The sequence below is a fragment of the Dyadobacter jiangsuensis genome (assembly GCF_003014695.1).
In the GTDB taxonomy this organism is placed as follows: domain Bacteria; phylum Bacteroidota; class Bacteroidia; order Cytophagales; family Spirosomataceae; genus Dyadobacter; species Dyadobacter jiangsuensis.
Genome location: NZ_PYAS01000007.1, coordinates 269,825 through 286,746, shown reverse-complemented (window position 1 = coordinate 286,746; position 16,922 = coordinate 269,825). Strand labels below are relative to the sequence as shown.

General features: G+C 52.4%; 11 protein-coding genes. 9 read left to right on the top strand and 2 right to left on the bottom strand.

All coding sequences use genetic code 11. The features are described 5' to 3' along the window. The first annotated feature begins 133 nt into the window (after positions 1 to 133). The 6 genes from CLV60_RS16385 (at position 134) to CLV60_RS16360 (ending at position 8,662) form a co-directional block, all read left to right on the top strand. Positions 134 to 1,048 (top strand): glycoside hydrolase family 43 protein, encoded by a 915-nt coding sequence (locus CLV60_RS16385; RefSeq protein ID WP_106596448.1) that lies wholly within the window; start codon positions 134 to 136, stop codon positions 1,046 to 1,048. 52 nt (positions 1,049 to 1,100) lie between these two features. Continuing rightward, on the top strand, positions 1,101 to 1,631 hold the full coding sequence (locus CLV60_RS16380) for a hypothetical protein (protein WP_106596447.1): 531 nt from the start codon (positions 1,101 to 1,103) through the stop codon (positions 1,629 to 1,631). A 136-nt stretch (positions 1,632 to 1,767) separates the two neighbouring features. After that, positions 1,768 to 2,385: an RNA polymerase sigma factor gene (locus CLV60_RS16375; RefSeq protein ID WP_106596446.1), complete on the top strand. Its 618-nt coding sequence runs from the start codon at positions 1,768 to 1,770 to the stop codon at positions 2,383 to 2,385. 101 nt (positions 2,386 to 2,486) lie between these two features. Next, positions 2,487 to 3,602, top strand: a complete 1,116-nt coding sequence (locus CLV60_RS16370) for a FecR family protein (protein ID WP_106596445.1) — start codon at positions 2,487 to 2,489, stop codon at positions 3,600 to 3,602. 201 nt (positions 3,603 to 3,803) lie between these two features. Next, a complete protein-coding gene (locus tag CLV60_RS16365) occupies positions 3,804 to 7,121 on the top strand; it encodes a TonB-dependent receptor (RefSeq protein ID WP_374755649.1) in 3,318 nt (1,105 codons plus the stop codon). 20 nt (positions 7,122 to 7,141) lie between these two features. Beyond that, positions 7,142 to 8,662 (top strand): RagB/SusD family nutrient uptake outer membrane protein, encoded by a 1,521-nt coding sequence (locus tag CLV60_RS16360; RefSeq protein ID WP_106596444.1) that lies wholly within the window; start codon positions 7,142 to 7,144, stop codon positions 8,660 to 8,662. A gap of 462 nt (positions 8,663 to 9,124) precedes the next feature. On the opposite strand, the gene CLV60_RS16355 is transcribed toward CLV60_RS16360, so the two are convergent. After that, entirely contained in the window at positions 9,125 to 9,520 is a 396-nt protein-coding gene (locus CLV60_RS16355; protein WP_106596443.1) for a hypothetical protein, read from the bottom strand. Positions 9,521 to 9,761: 241 nt separating this feature from the next. On the opposite strand from CLV60_RS16355, the gene CLV60_RS16350 reads away from it, so the two are divergent. The 3 genes from CLV60_RS16350 (at position 9,762) to CLV60_RS16340 (ending at position 15,208) form a co-directional block, all read left to right on the top strand. Beyond that, positions 9,762 to 10,271 carry a phage tail protein gene (locus CLV60_RS16350; RefSeq protein WP_106596442.1) on the top strand — a complete coding sequence of 170 codons (510 nt, stop codon included), beginning with the start codon at positions 9,762 to 9,764 and terminating at the stop codon, positions 10,269 to 10,271. 29 nt (positions 10,272 to 10,300) lie between these two features. Further along, complete coding sequence (locus tag CLV60_RS16345) at positions 10,301 to 11,323, top strand: phage tail protein (protein ID WP_106596441.1); 1,023 nt, start codon at positions 10,301 to 10,303, stop codon at positions 11,321 to 11,323. A 66-nt stretch (positions 11,324 to 11,389) separates the two neighbouring features. Further along, entirely contained in the window at positions 11,390 to 15,208 is a 3,819-nt protein-coding gene (locus CLV60_RS16340) for a T9SS type A sorting domain-containing protein (protein WP_106596440.1), read from the top strand. Between the two features lies 1 nt (position 15,209). Here CLV60_RS16340 and CLV60_RS16335 read toward each other — a convergent pair whose 3' ends face one another. Continuing rightward, on the bottom strand, positions 15,210 to 16,922 hold the full coding sequence (locus CLV60_RS16335) for a tetratricopeptide repeat protein (protein ID WP_106596439.1): 1,713 nt from the start codon (positions 16,920 to 16,922) through the stop codon (positions 15,210 to 15,212).

Below are 16,922 nucleotides of genomic sequence, written 5' to 3'. Positions count from 1 at the left end.
ATTTTGAAATGCATTCTCAAAAATACTTCATATTCAGCTAATCTGTTCGATGATATTAGAGGGAATGAGCAACAAGTAGTCCTTGATGTCTCTGTGGCTAAGTTAAATGTTCAATCGTTTATCAAATTCGTAGATGAGTAATGTTCGCCTGTTGATTACATTTTTAGTTGTTCTTTCCTCCTGCCATAAGCAATCCTACCTCTTCACCTCCTTTCGCGAACCGGCAACCGACGGTCTGCATTTGGCGTACAGCAACGACGGATACCATTGGACCGACCTGGGCGGCGGTTACCTCAAACCGGAAGTGGGCGGTAAGCTCATGCGCGACCCCTCGATTGCCCGTGGGAAAGATGGGATGTTTCACCTCGTGTGGACGACCAACTGGAAAGGCGATAAGGGCTTTGGTTATGCGAGTTCGAAGGATCTGGTGTATTGGTCGGCGCAGCGGTTTCTGCCCGTGATGGAGCATGAGCCGGATGTGGTGAACGTGTGGGCGCCAGAGCTGTTTTATGATGATGAAAACGACCGTTTTGTGATCATATGGGCCTCCACGATTCCTTTTAAGTTTCCGAAAGGAGAGGAGGATGAGCGGAATAACCATCGTATGTATTATGTGACAACGAAGGATTTTCAGACGTTTTCGAAGGCTGCATTGTTCCTCGATCCGGGTTTTAGTGTGATCGACTGCGTGATTGCCAAGCGGAAAAAGAATGATTATGTGCTGGTTTTGAAAGACAATACCCGCCCGCAGCGGAACATCAAAGTCGCATTTGCCAGGGATGTTCTGGGGCCTTACCAACAAGTTTCCGACCCGTTCACGGGTTTCCTGACCGAGGGCCCGACAGTTGCACACGTCGGAGATGAATGGCTGATCTACTTCGATCAGTACCGCGACAAGACCTACGGGGCCGTAAAGACCAGGGATTTCAAAACTTTCACCAATATTTCAAAAGAAGTAACCGTCCCCAAAGATCACAAGCATGGAACGATCGTTCCGATAGATGCCGGTACACTGAAAAAATTGAAGCGGCAGGCAAAACACGATTGATGTTTTTGCATTGATTATCTGTAAATTATCGCATTCACTCAAAATTTGCGTAATGCGAGACCATGAACCCCTCATCGACGAGCTCCTGGGACGATTCAGGCAGGAACTTGGTACCGACTTTGAAAAGTATGCTAACCATGTTCACCGGGTTTTCGAAACCTGCGTCATGCGTGATACCGACCCGGCCAATCGTCATAAATACGCGATCGCAGCCGTGTTTCACGATATCGGCATCTGGACAGCCCACACCATCGATTACCTCCCGCCGTCAATCGACCAGGCCGAACATTACCTGAATACCATGCAGGGCGGCGCGGGTGTTGCGGAAATCACCGCCATGATCTACTGGCACCATAAGATCCGACCCTACCATGGTGCATTTCCGGTAACGGTCGAAACCTTCCGGAAAGCGGACTGGACCGATGTATCGCTCGGATTACTCACATTCGGGGCTGATCCGAGAATGCTTCGAAGCCTGCGCCGGAAGTTCCCGAATGCGGGGTTCCACTGGTTTTTGATTCGGAAGATCGGCGCCAACTTCTTGCGCCATCCGCTGAACCCGCTGCCGATGTTTAAATCCTAACAAACGTTGTTGGCGTATAGGGTTGGCGTTAGTTTGTCGGGTATAATTGTTTGAAGATTAAATGAGATGGATAGTAGTAAGAATGCGCTCGGGATTGCTTTTTGTCTGCAAACCTGGCTAAAATTCATCCATTTTCATGAAGCCTTTAACCCGTTCGGAACTCCGCCTGAGCTTGTATTTGGAAGAAGAGCAGAAGCTGTGGCGGGAAATGCTGGCGGGGGATGTCACCGCTTTTGAACACCTTATCGATCGGACCTACGATCTCCTTTTCCACTACGGGACGAAGTTCAACAGCGACCGCGAGTTGATCAAGGACTGCATTCAGGATGTTTTTCTCGGTGTTTGGGAGAAAAAAGATGCATTGAACCCCGAAATTCCGCCGAAACCTTACCTGCTCGCCTCACTGCGCCGCCGCCTGCACCGGCTTGCGTCGCGCCTGCGTATGGATTGCATGGATTACTACACTGAAACCGACATTGTTTTCGACCTGGAATTCAGCGCCGAATATCAGTTGATTGAGTCCGAAAACGATCGCCTGCTGGCCTCTCGGATGACGGAGATGCTTAATGAACTTCCCAAACGGCAGAAAGAAGCTGTTTTCCTGCGTTTTTACAATGATATGGAGCGCGAAGAGATTGCGCTCGTGATGGACATTCAGCCTCAGTCCGTTTCCAATTTGCTGCAAGAAGCATTCAAGTTTATCAAATTGCATTGGAAGGCCATTGTTTCGCTCGTCCTGGCCCTGCCATTTTGAATTTGAAATACCTCATTTAAAAAATTTCAAAAAAAATCGGAAAAATACAGTATCCCGTTGCGGGGATGGTCTAATGGTGTTTGAAAAGCTAAATTTTAAACATGGACCGTTACCGCGATTTCAGTTTGGGAGAGTTTGTCTGGGATAAATCGTTTCGCAACTGGGTGCTGAACCCCACGCGGGAGGACGACGAAACCTGGCAAAACTGGCTTGCTGCCCATCCGGAAAAGCGCGAAACGGTGGAGCGGGCGAGGCAGCTGGTCCTTTCTATTCGTCCAGCGAACGCATCGCTCAGCAACCCCGAAAAACGAAAAGCAGTGGAGCGGATCGTGGAGAGGCTGGAAGCAAGGAACGCCGACCGCTCCGAAGAAAGACAGTTGCCCTGGTACACAGGCCGTATGGTACGCATTGCCGCGATGCTGGTGCTGTTAGCCGGATTCGCCTGGTTATTCTGGCTGCATCATCAAGAGCCTAAGGTCATCGGGTACGACCAACTTGTAGCCGGCGTGAAAGAGGAAATGCGCGAAACGGTGAACACCACTGGCCGACCGCTGATGATTAACCTCGAAGATGGGAGCAGGATTACGCTCGATCCGGGTAGTAAAATGAGTTACCCGGCCCATTTCAATGGCGGGAGCCAACGGCAAGTGTTTCTTTCGGGAAAAGCATTTTTTGACATCGCCAAAGATCCTTCAAAGCCTTTTTTTGTATATGCCAATGAGTTGGTAACCAAAGTTTTGGGTACGAGTTTTACGGTCAGGTCCTTTGCCAATGAGCAGGAGGTTTCGGTAGCTGTGAAAACCGGTAAAGTGGCCGTTTTTTCGAGGGAAGATCCCGAAGCGGCGGATAAGCAAAGTTCCCGCGAGCTGACAGGCATGGTCATCGAGCCCAATCAGCAGGTGGTATTTGTTCGCAAAACCGTTAAAATCACGAAAAGCCTCGTTCCTGAGCCGGAGGTTGTAGCCGACGCTGGCACAGCACCCAATTTCGAATTCGACGAAGCGCCGGTTTCAACTGTATTCAGCGCGTTGCAGAGCGCTTACGGCATCGATATTATTTACGACAAAAACGTCATGGATGAATGCCCCATTACAGCTACACTCACCGAAATGTCGCTGTATGAGAAGCTCGATCTGATTTGCAAAGCCGTGGATGCGAGCTATAAGAGCATCGACGGGCGGATCGTAGTGGAAGGAAAAGGTTGCAGAAATAACTAAATAAAAAGCCGGCCCATGCGCCAACATGGCCGGCTCAGATATCCTCAGTGGTTAGCAGACCGTCACATCTCATGTAAATGGGATGAGGAGGAAGATTTTGCCAAGTTTCAATTAACAAAACCGTTCAAATTTATGAAAATACCGGTACAGTTCCATCGTAAATGGTTAGTTCTTATGCGGATAAGCGTCGCGCAATTGGTAATGTCGGTTTGGCTGGTCGGGAATGCGTTCGCGGCGGACGTGCGCGCACAGGAGCTGCTTAATAAGCGCATCAGCCTGCAAGCCCAGGACCTGGAAGTGAAGAAAGTCCTGCACCAGATCGAGAAGCAGGCCGGTGTCCGGTTCATTTTCAGTTCCAAGATGATCCAATCAGGCAGGAAAGTGACGATCCAGCAATCGAACCAGGAGCTTTCTAAAATACTGGAAGAATTTCTGGTGCCGCTGGGCCTAACCTATGAAGTTTCGGGAAAAAATATCGTGATCCGCCCGTCGGAAACGCCGAAATGGACTACGGGCGAGCCGGAAGCGTCTGTTAAAAACGGCTGGCAGGCTGGTACGGAGATTACCGTCAAAGGCCGGGTGACGGATTCGGAGAGCAAGGAGCCTTTGCCCGGCGTGAATATCCTTGTCAAGGGTACGCAAACGGGCACGTCCACGGACGCTGGCGGTAACTATACGCTGGCTGTCGAAAATGCCAATATTGTGTTGATATACAGCTTCGTAGGTTATGAGCCGCAGGAGGTGCCGGCAGGTGGCCGGACGGAGATCGATATCGCTCTTAAAACCGATCAGAAATCGCTGGAAGAAGTGCTTGTGGTTGGTTATGGTACCGTCAAGAAAAGCGATATTACCGGCTCGGTTGCGTCCGTCAAGTCGCAGGAGCTGACGGCTTATCCGGCGCTCGGGACCGTGCAGGCATTGCAGGGCCGCGCGGCGGGTGTGCAGATCCAGGCCAACAACGGGGAACCCGGGTCGTCATTCAAGGTACGGATCCGTGGTGGTACTTCCATCAATGCCAGCAGCGACCCGATTTACGTGGTCGACGGGTTTGTAGGCGGCACATTGCCACCGCCCGAGGATATCGAATCCATCGAAATTCTGAAAGATGCCTCGGCAACAGCCATTTACGGATCACGCGGCGCCAACGGCGTGATTATGGTAACCACCAAAAAAGGGACTTCCGGGAAACCGCGTATCGATTTTAACACGTCATTTTCCAGCCAGAAGGAGATTAACCGCCTCGATTTGCTGAACGCCAAGCAGTTTATCGACTACATACAGGAGGCACGGCCGACGGTCGCGCCGCTTGGCGGCGACACCGATTGGCAGGACGAGATTTTCCGTCGCGGTGGTATACAAAATCACCAGCTGTCGGTAGCAGGCGGCAGCGAGGCGGTGAAATATTATGTATCGGGTGCCTATTACGATCAGAAGGGGATTATCCTCAATTCGGGGTACAAGCGGTATTCGGTGACGAGCAATATTGATATTAATGCCACCAAAAGACTGAAACTGGGCCTGAATCTCTTCGCGCAGCGCGTGTCGCGCCAGCAGTCGCGTACACAGGAGGGCTCGGGGGGCCTTACCCCCGGGGTGATGTCGGCGGCCCTGAAATTCGAACCCGATCAGCCGATCCGCGATGCGAATGGCCGCTTCACGGTAGGTCGTCTCAGCGATCCGATCGACAACCCGTACGCGATTGCCACGCAGCTGCAAAACGAGTCGCTGGCCGACCGTATCCAGGGTAACCTTTATGCTGAATACAATATTCTCAAAGACCTGAAGTTCAGAGTTACGTTGGGCGCTACGACCAATAGCGGTCGTACGGGTACATTCACTCCCACCACTTTAAACGACGGCCGCAACGTGGGCGGAGCCGCGACGGTGAATGGTTCGAAAAGTACCTTGCTTTTGAATGAGAACTATTTGACTTACAACAAAAAAATAGGAGCGTTACACGATTTGTCGGTGATGGCAGGGTATTCCTACCAGAAATCATCCAGCGAGACCTGGGGCGGTTCGGGACAGAATTTTATCACGGACGCGGTTTCTTACTGGAACCTGGGTGGTTCGTCGGTGTGGCAAAGCCCGAATTCCGGCCTGACAGAATGGGTACTGGCATCGTACTATGCCCGGTTGACCTATGCTTTGGCTGACAAATACCTTTTTACGGCCAACATTCGCCAGGACGGCTCGTCGAATTTCAGCAAGAACCACAAATGGGCGACTTTCCCTTCCGGCGCATTTGCCTGGAAAATGTCGAGCGAACCATTCATGCAGAACATTTCGGCGATCAGCCAGTGGAAATGGCGCGTGAGCTACGGATTGACGGGTAACCAGGCCATTGAGCCGTATCAAACCATGGCCCGCTTCTCGAATGTGTACGCGATTATCAATGGAACGCCGGTGAATGCGGTCCGTCCAACGACCGTCGCCAACGACGACCTTACCTGGGAAACGACGCATCAGTTCGATGTGGGTGCGGATGTGAGCCTGTTCAACAACCGCATTAACCTCGTTGCCGATTACTATCGCCGTGTGACCAAGGACCTGTTGTTCAGCGTGCAGCTGCCGCAGTATTCGGGTTATACCAACCAGTTGCAGAATATCGGTGAAGTAGAGAACAAGGGTATCGAGTTCACACTGAATACCCGCAATCTGGTGGGGGTTTTCAAATGGAGCACGGACATTAATTTTTCTTTAAACAGAAACAAAATCCTGAAACTGCCGGCTGGAACCGACATTCTGTACGGCTCGGCACCGGGCCACATGGTGGGAATGGGGCAAACGCAGGTCCTGCGTGAAGGTTATCCAGTAGGGAGTTTTTATGGTTGGATCTACGACGGCGTGTACCAGGAAGGGGATAGCTTCATTCCGGGCGGAGGCTTCGAAGTGGTAGCCGGCGGGGAGAAGTTCAGGGATATCAATGGTAAAAAGGACTCGAATGGCCAGCTTACCGGCCAACCCGACGGCATGCTGAACAGCGACGACCGCACTATTATCGGTAACCCGCACCCGAAATTCACCTGGGGAATGAATAACGATTTCAGCTGGAAGGGATTTGACCTGAATGTATTCTTCCAGGCTTCGAAAGGCAACGACCTGCTGAGCTATACCTTAATGGAACTCAACCTGCTTTCGGCGATCAACAATGCTACTACCGAGGCATTGAACCGCTGGACGCCGACCCACACGAATACCGACGTTCCCAAAGCCGCAGTGGGCCGTACGCGCCGGGTATCGACGCGGTGGGTGAAGGACGGCAGCTTTGTCAGGATGAAAAACCTTGCCATCGGCTATAATTTCCCTAAACCCGTGCTCGAAAAGCTCAGGATCAGCAAGCTGCGCATTTACGCCAGCGCCCAGAATATCCTGACGTTCACCAAATACAAAGGTTACGATCCCGAGGTGAACTACTCGTCGGACGGTAATACCGACAGCAACCGTAACCTCGGCCTCGACTACGGTAGCTACCCCAACGCGAAATCGTACACCATCGGCCTGAACCTGGGTTTTTAAAGCATTAAACGGACATCAAAATGAAGCATTTATTCAATAGATCAATATTCCTGACCGCAGCGGTTTCGCTGCTGCTCGGCTGCGCGGACCTGGACGAAAAGCCGGTGGGACTGCTGGCACCCGAGTCGCTGTTCAGGACTTCCAAAGATGTGGAAACGGCCATTATGGGCGCATACGGCTGGATCGCCACGGAACGCCTCTACGGTCGCCAGTTTGTGTCGGCGCTCATGCTGCGCAGCGATATGGAGGACATAGGCGACCGCGGTACGCCTGCCGAGCGCCAGCAGGTGAACGACTTCAATATGGATGATAACAATAACATGGTCAACCAGTTCTGGCCGGTTTGGTATCAGGTGATCAGCTCCACAAATGCGGCCATTTTCGGTGCACAGCAGCTCAATCTGCCTGAAAATACCGGTAACCCGCTCATGGCGGAGGCCCGTTTCATCCGTGCATTTGCCTATTTCCATCTCGTGCAGGTATTCGGCGATATTCCTTACATCGATTATTTCATCAGTAATCCGGAGTCCGTCAAATCGATTTCCAAAGCGCCTGCGGCTACCGTTTACGCCAGCATTATTGCCGACCTGGAATTTGCCAAACAATGGCTGCCGGATAAGCAGCCGTCGGAAGTGCGCAGCCGCGCTACCAAGGGCACAGCTGGTTCCTATCTCGCTTCTGTATACCTCACGATGGGGCAATACCAGAAAGCCTATACCGAAGCTAAATGGGTGATTGATAACAAGGATAAGTTCGGCTACGCGCTTGAAGCGGACTTTCAGACGCTGTTCAAAGCCCCGCAGGCACCGAACATGAAAGAGCACATTTTTGACGTAGACTTCCTGGGGCTGAAATCGGGCGACGGCGGTGCCAACGACGACATTATGGCGCCTATGACGGGCGTACGCGGAGGCGATGCGCCGCGCAGCGGTTGGAGTGTGATCGTGCCGTCGCTGAAAGTATACAGCACGTGGGACGACCGCGATTACCGGAAAGAGGTGAGCTTCGAAGATTCGCTGCTGATCGGCGGCAAACTGGTGCCTTATACCGAGTTTACGAACACCAAACGCCCGCATATTGCCAAGTATGCCCGTTTTGCAGGTAATTCCAATTCCGAAGGGCGCTATTCCGATCACAACTATGCAGCCATGCGCTATGCGGAAATCCTGCTCATTGCCGCCGAGGCCTCTGTGGAAGTGAACGGGCCGAATGCCGAGGCGCTCGGGTATATCAACCAGATCAGGGCGCGGGCCAGAAACTGGGCAGGGAAGCAAACCAATTTCCCGGAAGACGTGAAAGCGGGCCTCGCGAAGGATGCGATGATCGATCTGATCCTGGATGATCGCCGTCTCGAACTTGCGTTCGAATACAAGCGCTGGTACGACATCAAACGGCGGAACCTGGGAGAAAAGGTTTTCAAAGGACCCAACTCGCTGGAACCTCACGAAACATTCAATGCGACCAGGGATTACTTAATGCCCCTTCCGCGCGTGGAATTGCAAGTGAATCCGAATCTGGCGCCGCAGAATCCGGGGTATTAACAATGACTGAATGGTTGAATGATTGAATGATTGACCGGGTCGCCGGAGCGATGTGTGAATGACTGAATGCGGGGGGAAATCGCGTAGCGATGCAACATTGGTAGAAATGGAACGGGTTACGGTTGGATGAAAATCCCGTCAGGGATGTAACAACAGTGCAGTGGCGATGTGGCATGCGATGCAATTGTAGTTGCATGCCCAACGGCATTTGTCTCGTTGTTTACTCTCTGATGAAAATTTTCTTGATTTTATCACTTTCGTTCCGTGATAAAACGAACACGCGTTCATCAAGCTGATCCGTAACTACATTGTCTGAAAGCAGCAGAACTGAAACGCGTTATGGTTAGATGAAAATCCTGTCAGGGATGTAACGACAATGCCAAAACAATGTGCCGGCGACGCATTGTTGTTACATGCCCAAGGGCATTCCCGCGAACACTTATGTTTTGGTTGCTACCGATATTACATGCCTGACGGCATTGTTTTGGCTTTCGACAATTCAAAAACTTTCCGGATTTCATCGCTTTCATTCTTTGCGAGCAAAAACGCCCGCTCTGTCACCCGATCTGTAATTACATTATCGGCGAGTAATAGTCTTAGTTGAATGGGTTGTTGATCGAGCCAGCCTCGCTCGCTATTTCTCAACTCAGCAGGAAGAAGCGGTTCGCTGAAATCGTAGAACGTGCTTTTGAATTGAAATACCAAAACCGGAATCCTGTCTGTCCATTCAACGCGGCATTGGACCTGCGAGGCTTCGCTCAGAAGACCGTCGGGGAAATGGGTGTTTTTAAGGATGATGTCGAGCGAGTTCGCGCTTGAGAGCACGCGTATGTAAGGCGACCTTTCGGGGAGTGACATAATTTTCGGAATTTCTTTAAACGACGAACAAAACCCGTCCTGAAATGATTCAGGGCGGGTTTTTGTGCTTTTGTGACTGCGTTTTGATAATTGTGACGTTTTTGTGACACCGTTTTTTAGGCCTTCGGTGACATCTCATACTTTATTTGTCAACATCCGGGGCGGTATTTTCAGCACCCGTTCAGCCAAACCGGATTTTATACATCTTCTATCATTTACCTATTCAAAAACCTTTCACATTATGGAGAGTTTCGTTGGAGAAATCCGCCCGTTCGCCGGTGAGCGCGTACCAGAAGGCTGGCACCTTTGCGATGGTACCGAATTACCGGTGAGTAAGTATGAGGCTTTGTTTGCATTGATCGGGTTTACTTACGGCGGCAGCGCCGGGGATACCATGTTTCGCCTGCCCGATCTGCGGTCGAGAATCCCGCTGGGCGAAGGCGCCGGCTACAACCTTGGAAGGCCTGGCGGGGAGGAAGGAGTGGCGCTAACCGTCTCAAATTTGCCCAAACACAGGCATCCGGTCGCATGCAGTACCTCTAATGCCGCTAATCTCCCCGATGCCGCGACCGGGCTTTGGAGCGCCTCCGACACGAAGGGGTTTTTGTACAATTCCACTCCAGGAAAGATCGAGATGAACAACGAGAGCATTCAGCCCGAAGGAAAAGGAGAGAAACACGAGAACCGTATACCGATGTTCGCGGTGTCGTTCATCATTGCACTACAAGGCATATTCCCCAGCCGCGGTTGAAATCTTCAAACCTTTAACACAACACTCTTATGTCTCAATTTATATCTGAAATCAGGCTGTTCGCGTTTCCCTTCGCTCCCAGGGGCTGGGCCAAATGTGACGGCGCAACCTATTCCGTTTCGAACAATATTGCTTTGTTTATGATGCTGGGTTACAAGTTCGGCGGCAGTGGGGATAATTTTAATCTCCCCGATCTGAGGGGCAGGGTAATGATCGCCAATGGAAGCCCCCTCCGGCCGGACTTTCTTCGTGCAGGCACGGAAAAACACGCCCTTACCATCAAGGAAATGCCTGCCCACAATCATTCTGCCGTCGCAAGTTCAAATGGGGTAGATACATTCGAACCCCTGGGCCACTTCTGGGCCTCGAATGTAGGTTATGTGAAGGACTCGAATAATTTGATGCACCCTAACACAATCAAAGAGGAGGGCGGTGACCAGGCACACAACAACATGTCGCCTTATTTGCCACTCAACTATTGCATCGCGGTTACGGGTGAGCATCCCGACGGCAGTTACCGCGAGGTAAACGAGTTTACCGGAGCCATCAGGCCATTTGGCCGTGGCGTAGATGAAGGCGTGTGGATGAAATGTGATGGGCGGGAGTTGCCGCTTAGCCAGTATATTGATTTGTTCAAAGTCCTCGGCTACACCTATGGAGGCGTGGAAAACAGGACATTCCGGCTTCCTGACCTGCGTGGTCGCGCGCTGGTTTCCTGCGGCACGCCACCAGGCCTCAGCGCTTACAAGTTGGGGGAAAAAGCGGGCGAAGCGTCTGTGACACTAACCAAAGAGCAAATCCCGACGCATAACCACAAGGCATTGGTGAACGCGCTTTGCAATTCGCAGCAGCCTAACAATTGCGGCTGGGCGGTCAATTCAAATACACGTCCATCCTCCAACAGCTACGCAAAAGAAAAGGGTAATGGATCGGTGATGGGTGTAGGTGCAATCGGAATAATGGGGAACGACGAAGCCCATAGCAATATGATGCCGTACCAGGCAATGGAGTTCATGATCTGCTCACGCGGGGATGATCCGACGATCGGATAGACGTTTGCGCTGCCGGAAAATCTCCGGCAGCGTACCCTCCTTTTATTTCCCTTTTTGAACATTCCTATGAAATTGATATTTACCAAACGACTGCGATGGTCGGCCATCATGTTGGGACTGCTTTTGACCAGCCTGGGCTTACCGGTTGCCGCCGATACCTTCAATGTAACTCAGACGACCGATGGTACCGCCACTTCTCAGCTGCGCGGCGCTATACTGGCCGCTGACGCCTTGGGTGGGGGACCGCATACGATCAACCTTGCGGCCGGCACCTACGATCTTACGCTCGGCCCGATTGTATTCGGGACGCAAGCAGAGAACATATCGATCGTCGGTGCGGGTGCGGGTTCTACCGTCATCAACATGACGACCACGATGCAAGACCGCATTTTCCTGATCAATCCGCCGGGAACAATACACGATGTGCAGGTTTCGATTTCAGGCATCAGATTTACCAATGGCAAGAACCCCGCCGATCACTATGGCGGAGGGGGCATTCTCTGTGGAGGACCAGGCAATGCCATCAGCATAACCAATTGTGCATTTGAAAATAACATGACCAACTTCCTTGGCGGAGGCGCATTAGCGATGTCGGGAGGTGGTACGATGACGGTCGAGAACTGCACATTTACCAACAATGCGGTGCTCATTGATGCGTCGAGCGACGGGGGTACAGGCGGTGCCATTTCCATCGACTACTTTGGAAGCGGATCGGATCCCGTGGCAGGCGGTGTGACGATTTCAAATTGTGTTTTTTCCAATAACACGGTAAATGCTTCTTTCGCGACTTCCGGTGGGGCTATCGGACTAAAAGCGAGCTATTCGGCGGCCAGTCCGTCGTTTTACACGAAAATTGAGAAAAACCGGTTCATCGGCAACAGCGTTGGAGCCAGTGTGAGCGGCGGCGAGGGTGGCGCTATTTCAATATCCAGCAGCTTTGTGGCAGATATTCAGTATAATGCGTTTGCGGGAAATACCATCGATGGAACAACGAAGGAGGCGTTGTCGATTCGCAAGTTCAGCGACGGGGCAATTAATGCCACGAACAACTGGTGGAGCTGCAACACCGACCCACAGGCGGGAGGGACATGCAGCGAAGCCGCGCGGATCGTGGGTGCCGTGGGAGGTGGGACACTTACAACGAGCCCCTGGCTGGTGTTGAAGCCCGCTGTCACGAATGCGGTGCTCTGCGTCGGCTCGCAGACACAGACCCAGGTAGCAGCCAGCTTTTTGACCAACTCGGCAGGGGGAGCCGTTTCAGTCGGCAACCTTACCGCCGTGCTGGGCTTGCCTGTTAGTTTCAGCGCAGTGAACGGCAGTATGTCGTCGGCACAAAGTACGATTCAGGCGGATGGAAGAGCCACCGCCATTTACACAACCAGCGGCCTCGGGAACGGAAGCGTAAACGTCATGGCAGGCTACCTGACCAGCGGGGACGCCAATGCGCGGGCCTCGATCCTGACCGGGACAGCTCCGAGTATCGGGACGCATCCTGTTAAAATCACCACTTGCGCAGGTTCCTCTTCCGTGGCATTCAGTGTGGCTGCTACCAGTCTCGAAACGCCCACCTATCAATGGTACCGCGGTAACACACCGCTTTCGAACGACGGTAAATACGCCGGGACTCAAACAGCAACTTTAACTGTCCACAATATCGTCGCGGGAGACCAGGGTAACCAGTTTAAGGTAAAAGTGACCAATTCCTGCGGGGACGCGACCTCCAACAGCGCAACGCTGAATGTGATCGCCGGCCGGCTGTATGTAGCGCAGGGATCAGCGGGCGAGGGTGCGGGCTGGGACGACGCGCTGGGAAGCCTCAGTGCAGCATTGAACGCGGCCTCGGGCTGCTCAGGAATTACGGAAATATGGGTAAAAGCCGGGACTTATGTCCCGACCGGTACGCCTTATAATACGACTCTTTTCGGGGTGCGGCATTATGCATTCTACCTGCTGGATAATCTGGCGATTTACGGCGGCTTTGCGGGGAATGAAACGGCATTGTCGCAGCGGAATCCCGGGCTTAACCAAACGATCCTCTCCGGAGACCTTGGGGCGGGTGGCAATAGCGATAATTCCTACCACACGGTGGTGTCGGTGAACAATGGCCCCACTGCGCAGTTGGATGGCTTCATTATCCGCGATGGAAACGGTAACGGCACGGGAATCAGCCCCACCATACGCGGCGCTTCGATTCCCGCAACCCAGGGAGGCGGGGTGGTCTTGTACTTTTCTTCGGCAGTGATTTCGAATTGCGCGATCACCGGAAACAGCGCCGAGCAGGGCGGTGGGGTATTCCTGGCTGGTGAAGGAATTGCTCCCGCATTCCGTAATTGTGTTATGAGCGACAATGCCGCTACCAATGGCAGCGGCGGAGGTGTTTTCAATGCATATAAAACCGGAGCCACTTATCTGAACTGCACCGTCGCGCGTAATTCTGCTTCGACGCAGGGAGGGGGCGTTTTTAACTTTCTGTTGTCAAACCCGGTTTTCGTCAATAATGTAATTTGGGGGAATAGCGCTTCGGAAGGTGCCGGGATGTTCGATCAGGTGGCAAATCCGACGGTTTCTTTTAGTTTGGTGCAGGGCGGGCACGCCGGGATCGGCAACCTGAGCTCGGATGTTCTTTTTGCCAACCAGTCGGACCCGAATGGAGACGACAACAAATGGATGACTGCCGATGATGGCCTCCGGCTTTCGCTTTGCAGTCCGGCTGTTAATGCGGGGTTCAACCTGGTCGACCCGCCGATCGATATTACCAGTCAGCCGCGCACCTTCGATCTTACGACCGATATGGGCGCCTATGAGCTGCAATCCTACCGCGACGGAAGTAGTTTGTCCCAAAACGGTGATCAGGTTTTTCAACCCATCACAGCTGGCACAACCAACGGATTCGTGGCCACAGGTTGCCGGGTGATCGCGCAGGTAACGCCGGCGGGAGGCGCACCCGTGAGCGGGAATGTACGCGCGAAGGCGTTTGTGGATGCGGGCGTGCTCACGGCCGGACCTGTAAAATTGGTACAGCGCCATTACGAAATACTGCCTTCTGATAACGCAGCCAATGCAACCGCGCGGGTTAAGCTGTTTTTTAATCAATCCGAATTTGATGCTTTCAATCTGGAAGTCAGCGGGGCAAAACTGCCCTCGTCACCGTCGGACGGCACCGGCGTCGCTAATCTGCTGGTCGTTCAGTACCACGGCACTTCGGCTACCGGGCAGCCCGGATCGTACAGCGGCGATACCACGACGATCAACCCCAACGACGGAGATATTGTCTGGAACGGCAGCCTGAACCGCTGGGAAATCAGTTTCGACGTGACCGGTTTCAGCGGATTTTTTATCAGTAATGCCGATCCGCTGCCTTTAAAACTGGTCAGTTTTTCGGCCAGAGCGGTTGAAAATGCTACGCAGATGGAATGGTTAACTGCGGAGGAAGTCAACACGAGCCATTTCGAAATCCACCGCAGCGCTGACGCCCGTCATTGGGAAATGTTGCCGGAACAACCGACGGCGATGGGAAGCGGAGGGCATCGTTACTATACAACCGACAATGCGCCGATGGCTGGTCTGAACTATTATCGTTTGAAAATGATCGACCTCGATGGTTCGTTTGCATTTAGTCAGATCGTCGTTGCGGAGCATCGCAATGTTGTTCGAATGCAGGTGTATCCTAACCCGGCGAGTACGGTATTGCGAATTGAAACCACGGGCAGCGATCAACTTACAGGCAATGCGGAGTTGTTGAATGCACAAGGGATGGTGATGGTACGCCGAAAGCTCGTAAATGGAAAAGCAGATTTTCCCGTCGGTGATTTAACGAAGGGCTTGTATCTTATGCGTGTTGAGGGCAATGCGGGTATTCCAACTCAAAAAGTGGCGATCGAATAGGTCATATGTGCATGACTACCTCTTCCAGGCTACGGTCGTCGGGCACGTCGATTTTTTTCAGCAGCCGGTACTTGGTGGTGCGCACGGCGTGGCTGCTGATGCCTAGTGTAGCCGACATTTCCTGGTAACCAAGACCCAGTTTGGCCAGTGCGATGAAGCGCATTTCGCCCTGGGTTAGCTCCGGGAATTTTTCGCGCAGCCGGTGAAGATAATCACCATGCACTTTACCGAACAGTTTTTTGAAATAATCCCAATCCTCTTGTGTCAGAATTGTGCTTTCGCGCAGTTTCGTCAGGGCCTCGGCATCGGGGCCCTGCTTGTTTTCAAGCATCTCGATCTGCCTGCTTTTTTCAGAAATATTACGGGCAAATTCATTGAGCTGCAATGCGGCGTTTTCGAGCTCCTGCTCTTTTTGTTTGATTTTCAGCTCTTTCAAATGTTGCTCCTGACGGTGTCGCTTTCGCTGGGTAGTGTACACATACACCGAACCGGCCGCGACGATCAGTACCAGCAGAAGTGAGAGGTTGCGTTCGGTGGTTTTGAGTTTTTTCTCCGAATCGGCTTTCTCCATTTCCGAGCGATGCTCCTGCAAATCGATTTTCTGATGGGCGCGCATCATCAGCTTGGCATTGTACTTGGTAGTCAAGCTGTCGCGGGCAAACAATGCAGAGTCCAGGTAAGCTCCGGCAAGCCGTGCCTCGCCGCGCGCTGCATGTACTTTCACAAAAATCGGGTAGAGATCCTGGAAGTGCCGGTAACGATCGGGGTAGGTGTCGCTCAGGTACCGGCGGGCGAGAATAGCCAGCTGTTCAGCTTTGTCGAATGCGTTGTTTTTCAGGTAGATATTGGCCTGGATAATGAGGGATTCGGCAGCCAGACCAAAGTCCTTTTGGGCGACAGCCTCATCGATGTTGGCCTGCAATAATGGCAAAGCGGTTGCGTAATTGCCTTGGATATAGGCGTTTTCGCCTAGTCCGCCCTTCGCGATAGCTGCCCAGAATTTGTAGTTGCCCTCCGATTCCCTGCGGATCACCCGCCTGAAATAGTGATCGGAAGAGTCGAGATTACCCTGCTGGCGAAAAATAACGCCGATCGTGTAAAGTGCCGAATTGTGCCCGGCGTGCATGTCCGGGTTGATTTTCAAAGTCAAAACCTGCCTGAACATCGACAGCGCCTTTTTGTAATCCGAAAAGTTATGGTAAGCATGGGCAATGTTCGTCAAATGGTAAGTCTTGTCGGGAAGCTCTTCGCTGCTGACTGTGTTCAGCAGCGCTTCCTGTTTGATGAAGGTCTCAAACGCCAGCTCGTAATTCTTGACGTCCGCCCAGTAGTAATCCCCCAACACTTTGTGCGCCCGTGTGTTGATCTGGACGTTGTTTTGTGCGGCAGCTCTTGCCGAGAGATCTTGCAGCATCGCAGTGATGCGTTCCGTCTGGCCTTTGTACCAATAGGTAAGGTAGTAGGCTTTGAGCAGATCGGCCTCCAATTCGAGGTCGCTGTCATGATTCTGCACCGCAAATGCCCGCATAGCGGCAACCGACGCGAACGCGGATGCCGTATCCCGCATATTGAGGGTATTGATATAGACGGTATCCAGGCTTCTGAAACGCTGGGGGTAGGTTCTATGAAGTAAATGATCCCATTGAGCGAATGCAGGGACCGCATTCAGTGCCATCGGTACCAGCAAAAACAGGAGGGGACGGAAGAGCTTCAT